Consider the following 16,225-nt stretch of genomic DNA (forward strand, 5'->3'; position numbering starts at 1 on the left):
TAGGTTGTAGTAAATGAACGTCGAAAACAGTCCGAGGCTATTAGTTTATACTTTAGATATTTGTCTAACTCTTTTCGGTTGGTTTCTGTATTTAGCTTTGCTCCTTTTAAAACCTCAATAATTCCCGGCAGTTTACAAATAACTTTTACATAATCGTTTAGTTATTGGTGTTGTATTTCTTTAGGCAAATTGTTTTCTACTATCGCTAAAACTTGCGGGGCAATAATCCCAATAGTTACACTTTTATTTGTTTTTTGTTGTACGATATAAATGTAAATACCTTTTGCCGTACGTCTAATATTATCGTTTTTTATTTTCAGTAAATTCTCGTCATGCTGCCCAATTTCGCAACCAATCAAAACCCAAATTCGGGCGTTGTTTAGTGCGTCAGTTGTAATGGCAATGTTTTTTGTTTGTTCAGGATTATCTGTTTTAAGTAGTGCCTCATCAGGAACCTCAGTGTTTTTGATAGTGTCGAGTGCGTCAATTTATAGTATCCGCATGTAACGGTCTTTGTCGCTCTCTCTAAGGTGTATTGTTGTGTTCGATTATGTATGGTAATTCCGTTTTTTTAGACCTCTATGCAAACCGTTATTTAGATAACCAATTGTTTGCCTGAATAGTTTGTGGTGTAGGTTCGAGTCCTATTATCCGCACATAGAACAACTCAATTATCTTATTTATAGGTAAGTGGGTTTTTTTATTTTAAGAGTTGTCCAACCAATGTCCGAACAATCCTTAAAACCTTTAAAAAGGGTCGGTGCGGAGGTGTTTATAATTATCTTTTTTTATACTTTGTAATTACTCCAGTATTTTGTAATGATTGATGAGCTTTACATGAGTGTGTCATAGATTACGAAAAAAAAATTCTATTATAGTTATCTTTTTTTTTAACGAATTTAATTTTAAAACTGCAATTTCTCTAATTTCTCACGATCAGCCTGTACTCTTCTTGAAACACGAACATCAATAAAAGTATTGCCGATAAGATGAAAGTCAGTATTATAACGTATCCTATTTTTTTATTTAATACTGAGTTTTGTCTCTTAGTCATAGTTGATAGGTCTTTAAATCAGAATTAGTGTGATAAATATTTAACAAACGTATAATAACTCAACTTATCAAGGTTACGGGTTTCCATATTCGAACTAATAAAAACACGTTTATCGCTATATTAACAAATGAGTTCATTTATTTACTTGCTTTTTTCTTAGATGGTTTATAGTCGCATCAAAATAACTCATGGGGGATCTTGTCTTTTTTATTTAAAACAAAAAAAGCTTCCGCCGCAGCGAAAGCTTTCTTATAGCTATAATTTGAAGTCATTTTATTTCTTAGCGATCCAAGCATCAATCTTTTTTTCCAATAAGGCTAATGGCATCACGCCTGATTCGAGCACTTTTTCATGAAATTTTCTGATGTCAAACTTTAGTCCCATTTTGTCTTGTGCTCTTTGTCGTAATTCCATGATTTTCAACTGGCCAATTTTATACGATAAAGCTTGTCCAGGAATAGCCATATAACGTTCTATTTCTGTGGTTATTGCGGCTTCGCTTTCAGCCTCATTTTCCATTGAAAATTTAATGGCTTGCTCTCTGGTCCATCCTTTGCTGTGTAATCCAGTGTCAACAACTAACCGTACAGCTCTGTGCATTTCATTTCCTAACATGCCAAAATATTGATAAGGATCTGTATATAGGCCTAATTCTTTACCTAAACTCTCTGTGTATAACGCCCATCCTTCACCATAGGCTCCAAACCAATTGTATTTTCTGAAATCAGGTAAAGATTCGTTTTCCTGTTGTAAAGAGATTTGAAAATGATGACCAGGAATTGCTTCGTGTAAAAACAAGTCTTCGTCGCCGTACATATTATATTCTTTTATATCTGGTATTGGAACATAAAATACACCAGGGCGCGATCCATCTGCTGCTCCTTGACTATATTCTGCACTCGCCGTTTTTTCCCTAAAAGCCTCTGTTCTTCTGATCTCAAACTTGGTTTTGGGCTGTAAGGAGAATAGCTTGTTCACATTAGGTTTTATTATGGCATGAATTCTTTCAAAATTTGCAATTACTTCCTCTGGTTTTGTGAACGGTTTTAACTCCGGTTTGTTCCTTACGTAATCAAAAAATTCAAGTAATGTTCCCTCAAAACCTACCTGAGTTTTTACTTTTTCCATTTCTGCATTCAGTCTGGCCACTTCTTTTAATCCTAATGCGTGAATTTCTTCAGGAGCCATTTCGGTTGTAGTCCATTGTTTTGTATAGGTTGCATATAGTTCTTTTCCGAAAGACAAACTTCCTATTCCGCTCGTTGTTCGTGAAGCAGGCAGGTATTCGTTTTGAAGAAAGGCAGCCATTTTCTTGAATTGAGGAATGAGTTTGTCATTGATTTCTGCGGTGTATTTTGCAGTTAAATCCTTCTTTGTTTCTTCAGAAAATGTGGAAGGCATTAATTTTATGGAAGAGTAAAACAGATTGTTTTCAATATTGGCAGTAGGCATATCTGCAAACTGCGGAATCACTTTTACAGTCAACGCTTTTGGTAATACCACTCCTTTTTCGATTCCTTTTTTCATGTAGACCATCGCCGAATCAAGCCAGACACTGTACTTATCCATTCTTTTTAGGAAATTGTTATAGTCTTTTTCTGTTTTAAATGGTTGTGCGCTGGTTCCGCCGGCATATTGCCCCATCGTTAAGTGGGTTCCCCAAAATTGGTGAATAGGCATTAGGTTCGTAGGTTGCTGTAATAATTCTTTGCCTACTTCAACTTCCCATTTTATAATTTCATAACTGTTTTTTTCTTCAGGGGTAAGTGTAGCTTCCTTTACCTTATCTAAGGCTGTTTGATATTTATTAAAAAAAGCCAATTGATTTTTTCTAAAGCTGGCGGTCATCTCAAATTGTAACTGGTCGTTGTACTCGTTTTGTCCATTTTGCGTTGCACCCAAAGGATCTAACGCATTTTTATCGTCAAAATAGCTTTTGGTTATAGCGCTGAAGTCCCCTTTAACATTCTCTTTATTGTTTTCCTTTTTACAATTAACAAAGAATATGGAAAATAGGCTTGCTAAAATAAGGACGGCTGGTCTTTTCATAGAAATTGGTTATTAGATAGTTGTAGCTAAAGTACTAAAAAAAGTCGGGCTTTAGAATTAATTATGGTTTGGGCAAAATTATTCGTAGATAATTTTCTCTTTTTGCGTCCAAAACAAGAAAAGCGTCTCAGTTGAGAAGTTTTCTTATGTCTGAAAGTGAACTTTATTTCAGGTCTGTTTCGGTTTTAGGTCTTCTTATAGCTTGTGATTTGCCATATATTCTAAATAATAGACAATTTCGTCTATCTCTTTTGTGTTTAGATTCGCTGGTGTGGGCATTCTTACTCCGTCCCTAAAAGAAGCCGGATTCTCTATAAAGGCCTTCAATTGTTTTTTGTCCCAATATTCGGTTACACTTTTCGGGTAATTTAATTCGGGCCCCATATTTCCGCCAATTTTATTAATGGCATGACAAGTGACGCAGTTTTTGTTGAATAAATCAAAGCCAACCTGAGCCTTTGCATCCCCTTTTGGAATTAGTAAGGCGATGTTTTGACTTATAAGGACGAGATGTATTTTTATCAGGTTATACGGCCATTTAAGATCAGTGTCTTTTGTGGATACTCCCTGATAAACTAAGTAAAATGGAGCTGCTTTCATTTCGTGCCCGTCTTTAATGATTTTTGACCATAATTTGCCTTTTGGCGCATCCGTGTCCCTGACGGCAAGAAACGATTGTACCGAAAGGAATTTCTGCAAAGGCATCATCGGTTTGTATCCGTCCTCGCATTCAAAGACGATCTGGTATTTGTCAGCTTCTAAGTTTTGGATAGTAGTATAGGTTTTCAATAACTCTGGTAAGGGAAGTGCTTCGTAGCGTTTGGTACTATGGTATACAGGGTCATTGGATACTGTGATCACAGTTGTCTTTTTTAGTTTGCCTTGCTTTTGTAAAGCAAGCAAATCAATACTCAATGAATCGGGAGTTTGGATTTGAGGCGCAGCTACAATTACTTTTTTGGCAACAGTTTTTTGTTTCGTGTTTTGTTTGCAGCTTGCGAGCAAAAGTAATAAAAAGACAAATAATTTTGGATCTAATTTACGCATTACTTTATTTTTATTGAAGATGAGAGACCTTTAAAGGAGGGGGTTTTACCCAAAACGGAATATTCAAAAATAGGGAATATTTTGATATGTTTTATTCTTATTCTATTTTATAAAAGTGCTTTTAAAAGGTGTCATTTAAATTAAAATCCCATTTCGGTTCAATCGAAATAGGATTTTAATTTAAATATGAAAAATTTAATTATTGTTTTTTAATACAGTTTAACTGTGGTTTTATCCGTGATATACTCTTGAAGCGACAATTTTATCTTCTCTTATATTTAGTACCTCTGCTACATGCATTTCATCTTCTCCGTCTGCTGTTCTTATGTATTCCATAAAGACACGATCTCCGTTTGCGGTAAGCGATTTTACTTTGTAATTCAAGCTCGGCAATCTGTTGAATGCGTCCTGCCACCATTCCCGTAACGCTTGTTTGCCTATTAGGAGACCATTTGTTTCTGGTTGATGTATTTTTAGTTTTGGGCTGAAGTGTTCGGCATCGTCATCGTAAAGGGACAGCAGTTTCTCTAATTCTTTGTTGTTGAAAGTCTCAAACCATTTGAAAGCAATCGATTGTAATTTTTCTGGTGTCATGGTGTTGGCTTTGTCTATATAATAAAAAAAATCCCATTCGTTTGTCACGAAAGGGATTTTAATCTTATAATTTCAATGAAGTATTATACGTTTTTCAAGTTGATGATTTCTTGATCTGTAAGTAATCTCCAGTTTCCTCTTGGTAGGTTTTTCTTAGTCAAACCTGCAAAAGAGACTCTGTCAATTCTTAAAACATCATAACTAAAATGTTCGAAAATAGAACGAACCACTTTTACATTTGATGACCTTAACTTCAAACCTATTTCGCTTTTAGCTTCTCCTTCAATATAGCTTATGTCCTCTACAAAAACGCGGTGCCCGTCAAGAGTTAGCCCTTTGTTGATTTTTTCTAAATCTTCAAATTTTAAGTTTTTGTCTAAAGATACGTGGTAAATTTTAGATGATTTTTGGCTTGGTAAAGTGAATTTACGTAACATGTCTGTATCGTTTGTAAACAACAAAAGACCAGTCGTGTTCTTGTCCATTCTTCCTACAGCTCCAATTTTTGCAGTTGTAGACCCTTTTACTAATTCTAGAACGTTACGGAATTCTTGACCTTCATCAAGTGCTGTCGTAAAGTTTTTAGGTTTGTTTAGTAAAATATAAACTTTTTTCTCAGGAGTTAAAACCGCTCCGTCAAAATTCACAACATCCCCCGGTTTAACCATGTATCCCATTTCAATCACAGGAATTCCATTTACTTTTACGTTTCCAGATTGAATGTAAATATCAGCATCACGACGTGAGCAAGCGCCAGAATTGGCGATATATTTATTCAAACGAATTTCGTCTTTAACTTTAGGTCTCTTAGGTGCCTGATTTGGTTTTTTTTCAACCTTATCAGAAACTACTTCTGCAACTTTAGTGTTTATTTTTACTTTTTTTGGCCCTTGTGCCCTTTTTTGCATCGCAGGTTTTGGCTTATTAGAGCTAGGTCTAGAACTAGTTGGTCTAGCACCGCTTTTTTTATTATTGCCTTCCTTATTATTCATAATATTCGATAATTTGTGCAAAGATAGTATTTATATTTTTGCTAATCGATAGATGGTGATTATAATACGGTAACTATCTAATTAAGAAGATTTTATTTTTTTTGGAGCTGTTGCGAGCTTTCCACTGTATCCAAGCTAAAAAGAGTGTGATGCCTCTGGAAGCCTCTGGAAAATCGGGACTAGTAAAACACAAAAATCAGATTTTAACAAAGTGATTTTCTCTTAAAGATGCAATAGGAGTTTTTTTCCACTCCATAAAACGGATGGATTAATCAATACAATGCAAAATACGCCGGCGACGATTATGAATTTAAGTACGTTATGAAGCAACAGGTATTGTCCTTTTCTGTTAGAATTCCACAAGTAAAGAACAAAGAAAATTAATATAATCAGACTAGCATAAAAGTAAATATCCATATAGCCGACGTCATAAATTTCAATTAGGACATACACGGGTAAAATAGTCAACAATGCTAAGGCAGTAATAATTTGTTTTGAAACCATCTCGCCATAGACTATCGGTATCGTTTTGTAGTTATTAGCTAAATCTCCCTTGATGTTTTCTAAATCTTTGATCATTTCTCGTATGAGAAGCAGCAGGGTAAGGAAGCTGGCATGGGCAAAAATAACGGCAAAATGGCCTTTGTAGTTTTCGAATTCTTCAAAACTGAGGTCGTTATAGTAATGTAATAATATCGCAAAAAAGGGAATGACAGCCAGCAAGGCTGCCGTTAGATTTCCTACTACGGGGTATCTTTTTATTTTATGCGAGTAAAACCAAATCAGGAATATATACGCCGAAAAGAATAGAAATGCACGCCATGATATAAATAGTGCCGTTAGGGCGACTATGAAATTCAGTGAAAAGTACACGTTAAGTTTTGTTTTCTGGCTCAGCAGTCGATCCAGCATAGATTTGTTGGGACGGTTGATCAGGTCTTTACGGCTGTCATAAAAATTATTGATGATGTATCCCGAAGCAATGGTTAATGAGGATACAAAAACAAGAAGGAATAAATTGAAATCCAGTAGGATGGCAAGAGCTCTTTTTTCAGGAGCCAGAATAAAGATGGCTGAAAGGTATTGCGCCAAAATAATAACGGGAATATTATATCCTCTTACCACGGAGAATAAACTTACGATCTTCATTATTAAAAGCTTCTTCTTCCTGCTTAACATGGTACTTTATTAAAAGATTAAAGCTTAAAATCACAATTGATTTTAAGCTTTAAATTTATTTGTTATTGCGAATTAAAACTGGTACACCACTTCTAATTTATAGTCTTTCAAGGATAGTTTAGCGCGTTCTAAATCTTCGGTAAAACCTAAGATATAGCCACCTCCGCCAGAACCGCATAACTTCAAATAATAATCGTTAGTATCAATTCCATTTTGCCAGATAGCATGAAATTGTTCCGGAATCATCGGTTTGAAATTATTCAAAACTACGCTTGATAATTTTTTAGTATTCATAAACAATGCCTTCATATCTCCACCCAAGAAATTTTCCACACAAGCATCGGTATATTTTACGAACTGATTTTTCAGCATCGTACGAAAGCCTTTGTCTTTTAAATTTTCCATGAAGATAGTGACCATAGGGGCAGTTTCTCCAACAATTCCTGAATCTAATAAAAACACAGCGCCTTTTCCGTCCAAAGTTTGATTCGGAATGCCTGTAGCTTCAATATTATCTTTTGAATTAATCAAAATTGGAATGCTCAAATAGCTATTTAAAGGATCCAGTCCTGAGCTTTTTCCGTGAAAAAAGCTTTCCATTTGAGAGAATATGTTTTTTAGTTGCAGTAATTTCTCGCGAGTCAAATTCTCGAGAACGGTGATTTTGTCTTGGGCATATTTGTCATAGATAGCCGCTACCAGAGCGCCACTACTTCCTACACCGTACCCTTGTGGGATACTCGAGTCAAAATACATTCCGGTTTCAATATCGCTTTTTAATTCAGCTAAATCAAAAGTAACCAACTCTGGTTGCTCGTTTTGTAGCGTTTCAAGATACTCAGCAAAACGTTTCAAACTTGCATTAGATGCAATCGCTTCGGGTGATGGGTCTTCGTTTCTTTTCAATGCACCGTTATAAAAATTATAAGGGATAGACAGCCCTTTAGAGTCACGAATAATTCCGTATTCTCCAAAGAGTAATATTTTTGAGTAAAATAAAGGTCCTTTCATTAATTTGATAGCTAGGTTAATGCTTGAAAATAGATTGAGCACGTAAAGATAGTCATTATTAAACTAACTGAATCGATCCATTTCCAATTTCGTCACAAATGTACTGCCCATTTTGGCAAAAGTCAACTAATTCGTCCTTAATAAATTGCAAAACTTTCTTGCTAACGTTTCCGGGATACAAAACGTGGACATTTGCTCCTGCATCAAGTGTAAAACAGACCGGAATTTTAGTCTCATTTCGGAATTTCCAAATCGTATTAATGATTTGCAAGGTGTTCGGTTTCATTAAAATGAAATATGGCATTGATGTCATCATCATCGCATGCAGAGTCAACGCTTCGCTTTCGACCACTTTAATGAATTCCTCCAAATTCCCACTTTCAAAAATGGTAGTCAGTTTATCTAGGTTTTCATGCGCTTGTGCAAATCGTCTTTCAGCGTAGGGATGATCGTGCATCAGATCATGTCCCACGGTACTCGAAACTTGTTTTTCCCCTTTGTCAACCAATAAAATAGTGTCTTGGTAATTCTTGAAATTCTCGTGAATGGCATTTGGAAATTCAGCTCCGTATAAATCAGAGCTTCCTTTGATATTGGCTTGGTTTCCCCAAACTACCACTTGTCCTTTTATACTTCGGCAAGCACTTCCGGAACCCAAACGGGCCAGTAAAGACGCTTTTTGGTAGAAATAGGCTTCTGTCATTTCAGGATTCAACTCTTTTTCTAAACTCATAAAGTTCATCGCTAAAGCAGCCATTCCTGATGCCGAAGAAGCAATCCCTGAACTATGAGGAAAGGTGTTTTGAGTGTCTATAGTAAAATGATATTCCTTCAAAAAAGGCAGGTATATTTCAATTCGCTCCAAGAATTTTTGAATTTTTGGCTTGAAGTCTTCTTTTGGTTTGCCTTCAAAAAGTAAATCAAAGGAAAAAGTATCTTGATTTTCTTTTTTGGCAAAAGCTAGTTTAGTAACAGTTTTACAGTTGTTCAAGGTAAAACTCACCGATGGATTTGCCGGAATTTGATTATCCTTTTTCCCCCAATATTTCACCAAAGCGATATTACTGGGAGCACTCCACTGGAAACTGCCTTGTTCAATGGTTTGAGAATACGTAGTAGGGATAAAGTTTTTTGTTGTCAACATGGAATATAAAATTTAGACAAAGATACTTTTTTGGTTTGTACGTTCCATGCATTATTTATTTGAAACACATAGATTCATAGTTTTTTTAAATATTAGACGTTTTGCACAGATTACATAGACTTGCTATCTCTTATAATTGATTTCTTTCAAATTCTTTTTTCGATTGTTCTATGTATTTCGATTTTAATTTTGAATATGCTGAAGTTTGACTATTTTTGGCACAAATAGAAAACCAAAATGAATAAGCTTACCAAAATACTTACTGTTGTTGTTACCTGTCTTGCGATTGGTTATTTTTCTGGAAACTCGACTCGTTCTGCTATTTTAGATTGGTACCCGAGTTTGATAAAGCCAAGTTTTAACCCTCCAAATTGGATTTTTGCACCAGTATGGAGTATGCTATACATTATGATGGGGATTGCTGCCGGACTGGTTTGGGATCGTATGGAATCAGATAAAGAAAATGTAAGGAAAGCATTAATTGTTTTTGCAGTACAATTAGCGCTAAATGCGCTATGGTCGTATTTATTTTTTGGCTTGCGCAACCCTATGTTAGCAGGACTAGAAATTATTGTTCTTTGGTTGATGATTTATGAAACCTACCTTCAGTTTTCTAAAATTAATAAAATCGCTGGTTATTTATTTATACCGTATTTGGCTTGGGTAAGTTTTGCTATGGTATTGAATGCAAGTATTTGGTGGTTGAATAAGTAATAATCACTTTGTTCAAACAGATGATAAGGAAATTATTTTTTTGAAACAGCGAGCTTTTTAAATGCCATGTTTTTGGAGAATAAAAAAATCCATCGTACTCAGCATATTGTTGTTTGCTGCAAGTATTTTTGATCTGCTTCACAGAATTGAAGAAGCAGTTCTATTCCATCAGCTTTTGGTTTTAAGGTAGAATTTGTGGTTGTAGCTGTTTTTTACTACTGTGGAAAATTCAATTTCAGTAATTGCTTTTTTGAATTCCTCTTTTTCTTTTTTAAATAGATCTAAAACCATATCGCCAATTCGCATCAAATTCATTCCGTTTTCAATTATCCCCATATTAACACCAATAACTTTTGGAGTGGTTGCATTTTTTTCTATTGCATAGTGGTCGTTTTTTTGTTTCCACGTTTCATCCTTACTTAGTTTAAAAGATGGACTATTTCTAATAACTACTTCGTTTAATTCTTCTGCTTTTAGAATTAATTCAACGACTAATTCTTACTTTGGGAATAGTTTACGGTTAATTGTTGTTTTTTTATTTGATGTTCTTTTGATACAAATACTATCATATCATTCGTTTTTATAATAACTGAAAATTCTCCATTTGTATCAGAGACTACAAGTGTTTTTGTGCTCGCATTAATGACTTTGACTTTAGGGATTGCATAATTATTAAATACTATTCGCCAATATAAACCCACTTGTCCACGCATTCTGGAAATTAAATCCGCCGGTTATGGCATCAATATTCACGATTTCACCTGCAAAGTAAAGGTTTTCATGTAGCTTGCTTTCCATGGTTTTGAAGTTTACTTCTTTTAAATTGATTCCGCCTGCAGTCACAAACTCTTCTTTAAAAGTGCTTTTTCCGTTGACTTGAAAAGTACCATTTGTCAATTGATTGGATAGGTTTTGGAGTTGTGTTTTGGATAAATCGGCCCATTTTGTTTCGGCGTCAATTCCTGAAGCCAACACTAAACTTTCCCACAAGCGGTTTGGGAAATCAAAATGGGATTTTTTGGAAACTGCTTTTTTCGCGTGTTCCTGTTTTAAGTCTTTTAGTGTTTTTTCGGCTTCGATGGTTTCTACATCATTCAGCCAATTGACAAATATGGTAAACTGATAATTTTTGTCATGCAATATTCTTGCTCCCCAAGCAGAAAGTTTTAAAACAGCAGGGCCGCTCATTCCCCAATGGGTGATTAATAATGGACCTGTAGAAGTTAGTTTAGTGTCTTTTACTTTTACGGTAACTTGTGCCGCTACACCGGGCAATTCTTTGATGCGGGGGTCTTTGATGTTGAAGGTAAATAGGGAAGGGACCGGGCTTACAATCGCATGACCGAAAGTCTGCAGCATTTCCCATATTTTTGGGTTGCTTCCTGTAGCTAAAATTAATTTTTCAGCGATATAATTCTCGTTTTGGGTTTCTATTTTCCAGACGTTTTCCTTCTTGAAAATAGATTGTACGCTTTGTCCTGTCAAGACTTCGATTCCCAGTTTCTGTGTTGCTTGTAAAAAACATTCGATAATAGTTTGTGATGAATTGGAAACGGGAAACATACGACCGTCGTCTTCAATCTTAAGTTCCACGCCATGTTTCTCAAACCATTCTATGGTGTCTCCAGAGGCAAACTGATGGAAAGGACCGCGTAGTTCTTTTTCACCGCGCGGATAATATTTCACCAATTCGTTGGGTTCAAAACAGGCGTGGGTAACATTACAACGTCCTCCGCCAGAAATACGGACTTTTTGGAGTACTTCGGCACCACGTTCTAGAATTGCTACTTTTAATTTAGGATTTTTCTCCACAATATTGATTGCTGTAAAAAAACCTGCTGCTCCACCACCTACTATTATTATATCAAAATTTTGGTTCATATTCTATCTGGAAAATCGCTGATGATTCCGTTTACGTTAAATGATTTTATTTTTTTTATGTCTTCTGGCTCGTTGACTGTCCAAGGGAAAACTTCGAATCCTTTTTCCTGTATTTGAGCCGTGTTTTCTGCGGTCAGTAAATGGTGGTGGGGATGAATTGATTTTGCTTGAATAAATTTGGCGAAAGCCAAAGTCAGATCCAAATTTATTTCGCTTAATACACCGATGCGTATTTCCCAATTTAGGAGTGCAACTTTTTGCAAAGCCGTCCAATCAAAACTGGAAACTACAAATTGGCTGTAATTCCAATGCTTTTCTACAATAAATTTTTCTATTAAATCGACTACTTTATCAATAGTTTCATAGCTTTTCAATTCAATATTAACATCACATCGTTGATCAATGAGGTTTAATACTTCGGTTAAAGTGGGGATGCGCTGGTCTTTTTCAATGTGGAATCGCTTTAGTTCCGGCAGTGAAAATTGGTTTACAGCACCCTTTCCATTGGTTGTCCGGTCAACTGTCTCGTCATGAATGACCATTAACTCACCATCTGCACTTAAATGTACATCTAGTTCAATTCGATCCACATGTAGGTCTATTGCTTTCTGGAAACCAAGAAGGGTATTCTCCGGTTCATGACCTCTAGCGCCACGATGACCTATTTTTAACATTGGATTGATTTTTTACAAAGGTAACATAAATAAAAAAGCACGAACCGGAATCGATTCGTGCTTTTTGTATAACAATGTATATTTATCTTTTTTCCAGTAATACGATATCGAAATCAGTTTTGATTTTAATTCTACCTTTAGAGACTTCAACGATTTTTCCAGAATAAGCATCTCTAACTCGGGTTCCGTCTGCGAATACAGCGGACACGTCCATTACTTTTCTACCAATAGGTAAATCCAATCCAATGAAGACTCGGTCTTTATAAGCTCCTTTAGAATACGTTCTGGAAAAAGTATAGGGTTGTGCTGAAATTTCCTGGTGTACACCAGCACCTATAGCGGGGTGGTTTTTACGAAATTTCCCTAGTTTTCTCCAATGTGCGAGTGTTTTTTTTGTCGCAGGATTGTTTTTAATAGCATTCCAATTCATAAATGAACGTAAGGTGGCGTCTCCTTGAGTTCCTTCAATTACTAGAGAACGAGCACTTTCATCACCATAGAATACCTGAGCAGTTCCCGGAGAAAGTAAAAGTTTTGTACCTGCTTCAATAGTTCTGGTTCGTTTGGCGTCGAAGGGACCACCGTCATCATGAGAAGACAAATAGTTCAAAACACTATTTCCTTTCAATTCTCCGTTTAAAATAGCAGAGTATTTTGAGAATATAAATTCGTAGTCTTTTTGGGCGTCATATTTGAATTCAAAATTAATCATGCTGTTAAAACCATTTTCGTAATAATTCACTTTTTTATCCCCAAAATCAAAGGTTGTACCGGCACTAATGTTATAGTTGTATACTTCGGCAATGGAGTAAAAAGAGTTGTTGTCTAACACTTTTGTTGGATTATTTTTCTTCCAAGTGGCAAAAGCATATTCGCTTTGGGTTTTGAAATCAGCCCAGACACTTGCTTCCGTATGTTTTACTGTATCAGCGCGGTATCCGTCAATTCCATAATCAGCGATATAGTCTGTCAGCCATTTGATGATATAGTAACGTGGTGTTTTTGGATAACCAGTGCGTTTGAAAAAAGCGTCTAATTCTTCCATTTCTATTTCGTAACGCCCTTCTTTTTTCCATTTTTCTATCAAAAAAGGAGGGAGGTCAACATTCTGTGTGCTCTCTGTTCTTATGTCTGGAAGATTAGCTACTAATGTACATTCCGTAGTGTTCTGATAGTTCTTATAATCGCAAACAGGACTGGTGCGCACCCAGTAATTTGGCCATGCAACATCTGTTTCTGTAACGGGCCCAGTATGATTAATTACACCGTCAAGTACGATTCTTATTCCATGGGCATGTGCTTTTTTAACTAAGTTGGCCAAGTCTGCTTTTGTTCCAAAGTTGGGGTCTAAAGCCGTCCAATCTTTTGCCCAATACCCGTGAAAAGGATAGCTTAAGCCGGTACCTTCATCTACGGCATCATGAATTTGTTCCACTATTGGTGTAAACCAAATAGCATTGATACCTAATTTATCGAAATAGCCTTCGTCAATTTTTTTTGTGATTCCTTTAATGTCACCTCCTTCAAAACCGCGCAGTTTTCCGGTAGTTTTGGTTCTGTTGAAGTTGGTATCATTCGATTTGTCTCCATTGTAGAAACGATCTGTCATTAAGAAATAGACAGAAGCCGCTTCCCAAACAAAGGGCACTTTTTTCTTAGTTTTTTTTTCTGAGACTGATTGAGTTGTTGTGCAACCCACAAGAATGGTCAGGGTTAACAGGAGAAGTGCGTTTGAATATTTTGTCATTATTATATAACTGATTTTTGATTTAATCTATTGTTCGCAAAAGTACTTAAAACGATACACTTTAGAGGCTCGTAGCTTTCGATTCTGTAACTGTTTTGACGCAGACTCTCCAGATTAGATAGTTATAATCTATGGTTTTTTGGTGGTTGCCTACTTTCTCTATGATTTATTTTAGTTCTAATATGACAACCGACTTTGGTTCCAAGATAATTTCTTTAGAAATGTCGAAAGTGAGGTCGCTTAAAATATCTTTCCCTGTTGTGTATGCTTTTATGCTTTCCTGGAAACGGGTAGTGTTGATAGTTTGGATCTCGTTGCTGTTGTTTATCAGGACCATAACCGTTTTGTTGTCGGTATATCTGAAATAAACATAGACATTGTTTTCAGGAATATAATGTGTCATTTTACCAAAATGTACCGCTTCGTTGGTTTTTCTCCATTGGAACAGTTTAGAAGTAAAATCAAAATATTGATTTTGGTCAAAAGTACGGCCTTCTTTAGTAAAAGCATTGTTTGCATCGCCTAACCATCCTCCGGGGAAATCTTGACGAATGTCAGCATCTCCTTTATCCTTATCACCGCTCATGCCAATTTCGCTACCATAATACAATTGCGGAATCCCGCGGACAGTTGCTATAAGTGCCATGGTCATCTGGTATTTTCTAAAATCATTCTTATAGACTTCATTGATGCGATTCGTATCATGATTTTCGGCAAAAACCATAATGTTATTAATGTTGGGATATAAAAAATCATTAGCGAAATTATCATATACTTTTACCATTCCTTTGTCCCAGGATCCATCATCTTCACTGAAAACGGTGCCAATAGCATCGAATAGCGTAAAGTCCATAACACTCGGCAAGTAAGAATTATAGTTTTTTATAGCACCAATTTTACTGTCTTTTTGCCAATACGCCATTTGTGCTTGGCTTTGCATCCAGATTTCGCCCACAATATTGAAATTTGGGTACTCGTCTGTGATTGCTTTTGTCCAAGATGCAATTCCGGTAGGGTCAGAATAGTTATAGGTATCGACTCTGAAACCGTCGAGGTCTGCATACTCAATCCACCAGATAGCATTTTGTTTTAGGTAGTTTAATACTAAAGGATTCGATTGGTTTAAATCAGGCATTGTATTAACAAACCAACCATTGAGACAAATTTTAGTATCTATTTTTGAGGCGTTAATATCGTTTATCGTAGAGCGTTTATGATTCGTTTGTGTATAGTTTTCAAATTGATGAATCCAGTCTTGTGTTGGTAAATCGTTCATCATCCAATGTTCAATTCCCCAATGATTGACAACATAGTCCATAACTAATTTCATGTCTTTTTTATGCATCTCAGAGGCTAAACGCACGTAATCAGCATTTGTTCCGTAACGGGGGTCAATCTTATAAACATCAGATTGAGCATAGGTGTGATAGGAGTACGCTCTGTCATTATCTTCACATAGCGGTGTGCTCCAGATCGCTGTTGCTCCAAGAGAGGAGATGTAATCTAAGTTTTTTATTATCCCTTGAATGTCGCCGCCGTGTCTTCCGCCGGGTAAATCGCGATTGTATTTTTCTTTTGTAGTAGCATCGCTATCGTTTTTTGGATTACCATTAGCAAAACGATCGGGCATGATAAGATAGAGCATGTCTGACGCATTGAAGCTTTTACGTTCTGCTGATTTTTCTCTCCTATTCCTTAGGCTGTACTTATGTGTAAAAGCAATTTGATTATTCTTCTTAAACGAAAAGATGATTTCAGCAGCAGCAACATCTTTAGTGTTGACGGTAACAAATAAATAATTCGGGTTCTCTGTCTTTTTTATGTTGGTGATGGCAACGGAATTTGAAGTCGTGACTTCGTATTGCACTATGTTTTTACCATAAAACAAAATCTGTAATTCCGGATTGTGCATTCCGGCATACCAGAAGGGTGGTTCGACCCTGTCGATTTGTGCATTTATGGTTAGAGACATAAAAAAAAGGATGAAGGTTATACTTTTTATTAAAGATGTATTTCCTATTGAAATCGAGGTAAATTTATTCATATTTAAGCATATAATGATTAATATTAAATTTATTTTCAGGCAATGAAGCTATGAATGCAGCTACTCTAAACGCTTGTGTTATTCTCGTTTTAGTG

General features: G+C 35.9%; 13 protein-coding genes. 1 reads left to right on the forward strand and 12 read right to left on the reverse strand.

Translation table 11 applies throughout. The features are described 5' to 3' along the window. Positions 1-1,327: 1,327 nt before the first annotated feature. From CXF59_RS14165 to CXF59_RS14195, 7 genes are all read right to left on the reverse strand, one after another. Positions 1,328-3,103 (reverse strand): DUF885 family protein, encoded by a 1,776-nt coding sequence (locus CXF59_RS14165; RefSeq protein WP_101138381.1) that lies wholly within the window; start codon positions 3,101-3,103, stop codon positions 1,328-1,330. 195 nt (positions 3,104-3,298) lie between these two features. Beyond that, a complete protein-coding gene (locus CXF59_RS14170) occupies positions 3,299-4,150 on the reverse strand; it encodes a cytochrome c family protein (protein ID WP_101138382.1) in 852 nt (283 codons plus the stop codon). 231 nt (positions 4,151-4,381) lie between these two features. Further along, entirely contained in the window at positions 4,382-4,792 is a 411-nt protein-coding gene (locus CXF59_RS14175) for a nuclear transport factor 2 family protein (protein WP_232758907.1), read from the reverse strand. A 35-nt stretch (positions 4,793-4,827) separates the two neighbouring features. Further along, complete coding sequence (locus CXF59_RS14180; protein WP_101138384.1) at positions 4,828-5,736, reverse strand: pseudouridine synthase; 909 nt, start codon at positions 5,734-5,736, stop codon at positions 4,828-4,830. A gap of 222 nt (positions 5,737-5,958) precedes the next feature. Next, positions 5,959-6,915 (reverse strand): geranylgeranylglycerol-phosphate geranylgeranyltransferase, encoded by a 957-nt coding sequence (locus CXF59_RS14185; RefSeq protein ID WP_101138385.1) that lies wholly within the window; start codon positions 6,913-6,915, stop codon positions 5,959-5,961. A gap of 72 nt (positions 6,916-6,987) precedes the next feature. After that, positions 6,988-7,926 (reverse strand): mevalonate kinase, encoded by a 939-nt coding sequence (locus CXF59_RS14190; RefSeq protein ID WP_101138386.1) that lies wholly within the window; start codon positions 7,924-7,926, stop codon positions 6,988-6,990. Positions 7,927-7,984: 58 nt separating this feature from the next. Continuing rightward, positions 7,985-9,070 (reverse strand): diphosphomevalonate/mevalonate 3,5-bisphosphate decarboxylase family protein, encoded by a 1,086-nt coding sequence (locus CXF59_RS14195; RefSeq protein ID WP_101138387.1) that lies wholly within the window; start codon positions 9,068-9,070, stop codon positions 7,985-7,987. Positions 9,071-9,307: 237 nt separating this feature from the next. Between CXF59_RS14195 and CXF59_RS14200 the strand changes: the two genes are divergently transcribed. Next, a complete protein-coding gene (locus CXF59_RS14200; protein WP_101138388.1) occupies positions 9,308-9,784 on the forward strand; it encodes a TspO/MBR family protein in 477 nt (158 codons plus the stop codon). 168 nt (positions 9,785-9,952) lie between these two features. On the opposite strand, the gene CXF59_RS15035 is transcribed toward CXF59_RS14200, so the two are convergent. The 5 genes from CXF59_RS15035 to CXF59_RS14220 all read right to left on the reverse strand — a co-directional run bounded on the left by CXF59_RS15035 (position 9,953) and on the right by CXF59_RS14220 (position 16,130). Next, positions 9,953-10,120, reverse strand: coding sequence for a hypothetical protein (locus CXF59_RS15035; RefSeq protein ID WP_157824591.1), 168 nt, complete (start codon positions 10,118-10,120; stop codon positions 9,953-9,955). A 336-nt stretch (positions 10,121-10,456) separates the two neighbouring features. Continuing rightward, entirely contained in the window at positions 10,457-11,665 is a 1,209-nt protein-coding gene (locus CXF59_RS14205) for an NAD(P)/FAD-dependent oxidoreductase (protein ID WP_101138389.1), read from the reverse strand. Then, positions 11,662-12,339 (reverse strand): glycerophosphodiester phosphodiesterase family protein, encoded by a 678-nt coding sequence (locus tag CXF59_RS14210; protein WP_101138390.1) that lies wholly within the window; start codon positions 12,337-12,339, stop codon positions 11,662-11,664. The genes CXF59_RS14205 and CXF59_RS14210 overlap by 4 nt, the downstream gene beginning before the upstream one ends. Before the next feature lie 82 nt (positions 12,340-12,421). Beyond that, positions 12,422-14,086 carry an alpha-amylase family glycosyl hydrolase gene (locus tag CXF59_RS14215; protein ID WP_101138391.1) on the reverse strand — a complete coding sequence of 555 codons (1,665 nt, stop codon included), beginning with the start codon at positions 14,084-14,086 and terminating at the stop codon, positions 12,422-12,424. Between the two features lie 166 nt (positions 14,087-14,252). Beyond that, complete coding sequence (locus CXF59_RS14220) at positions 14,253-16,130, reverse strand: glycoside hydrolase family 13 protein (RefSeq protein ID WP_101138392.1); 1,878 nt, start codon at positions 16,128-16,130, stop codon at positions 14,253-14,255. Between the last annotated feature and the right edge of the window lie 95 nt (positions 16,131-16,225).

Source organism: Flavobacterium sp. ALD4 (genome assembly GCF_002836475.1).
Taxonomy (GTDB): domain Bacteria; phylum Bacteroidota; class Bacteroidia; order Flavobacteriales; family Flavobacteriaceae; genus Flavobacterium.

Excerpts from the sequence above, each read along its gene's own strand:
- CXF59_RS14165 (WP_101138381.1), bottom strand. The coding sequence starts at position 3,103 with ATGAAAAGACCAGCCGTCCTTATTTTAGCAAGCCTATTTTCCATATTC.
- CXF59_RS14170 (WP_101138382.1), bottom strand. The coding sequence starts at position 4,150 with ATGCGTAAATTAGATCCAAAATTATTTGTCTTTTTATTACTTTTGCTC.
- CXF59_RS14180 (WP_101138384.1), bottom strand. The coding sequence starts at position 5,736 with ATGAATAATAAGGAAGGCAATAATAAAAAAAGCGGTGCTAGACCAACT.
- CXF59_RS14185 (WP_101138385.1), bottom strand. The coding sequence starts at position 6,915 with ATGTTAAGCAGGAAGAAGAAGCTTTTAATAATGAAGATCGTAAGTTTA.
- CXF59_RS14190 (WP_101138386.1), bottom strand. The coding sequence starts at position 7,926 with ATGAAAGGACCTTTATTTTACTCAAAAATATTACTCTTTGGAGAATAC.
- CXF59_RS14195 (WP_101138387.1), bottom strand. The coding sequence starts at position 9,070 with ATGTTGACAACAAAAAACTTTATCCCTACTACGTATTCTCAAACCATT.
- CXF59_RS14200 (WP_101138388.1), top strand. The coding sequence starts at position 9,308 with ATGAATAAGCTTACCAAAATACTTACTGTTGTTGTTACCTGTCTTGCG.
- CXF59_RS15035 (WP_157824591.1), bottom strand. The coding sequence starts at position 10,120 with ATGGGGATAATTGAAAACGGAATGAATTTGATGCGAATTGGCGATATG.
- CXF59_RS14205 (WP_101138389.1), bottom strand. The coding sequence starts at position 11,665 with ATGAACCAAAATTTTGATATAATAATAGTAGGTGGTGGAGCAGCAGGT.
- CXF59_RS14210 (WP_101138390.1), bottom strand. The coding sequence starts at position 12,339 with ATGTTAAAAATAGGTCATCGTGGCGCTAGAGGTCATGAACCGGAGAAT.
- CXF59_RS14215 (WP_101138391.1), bottom strand. The coding sequence starts at position 14,086 with ATGACAAAATATTCAAACGCACTTCTCCTGTTAACCCTGACCATTCTT.
- CXF59_RS14220 (WP_101138392.1), bottom strand. The coding sequence starts at position 16,130 with ATGAATAAATTTACCTCGATTTCAATAGGAAATACATCTTTAATAAAA.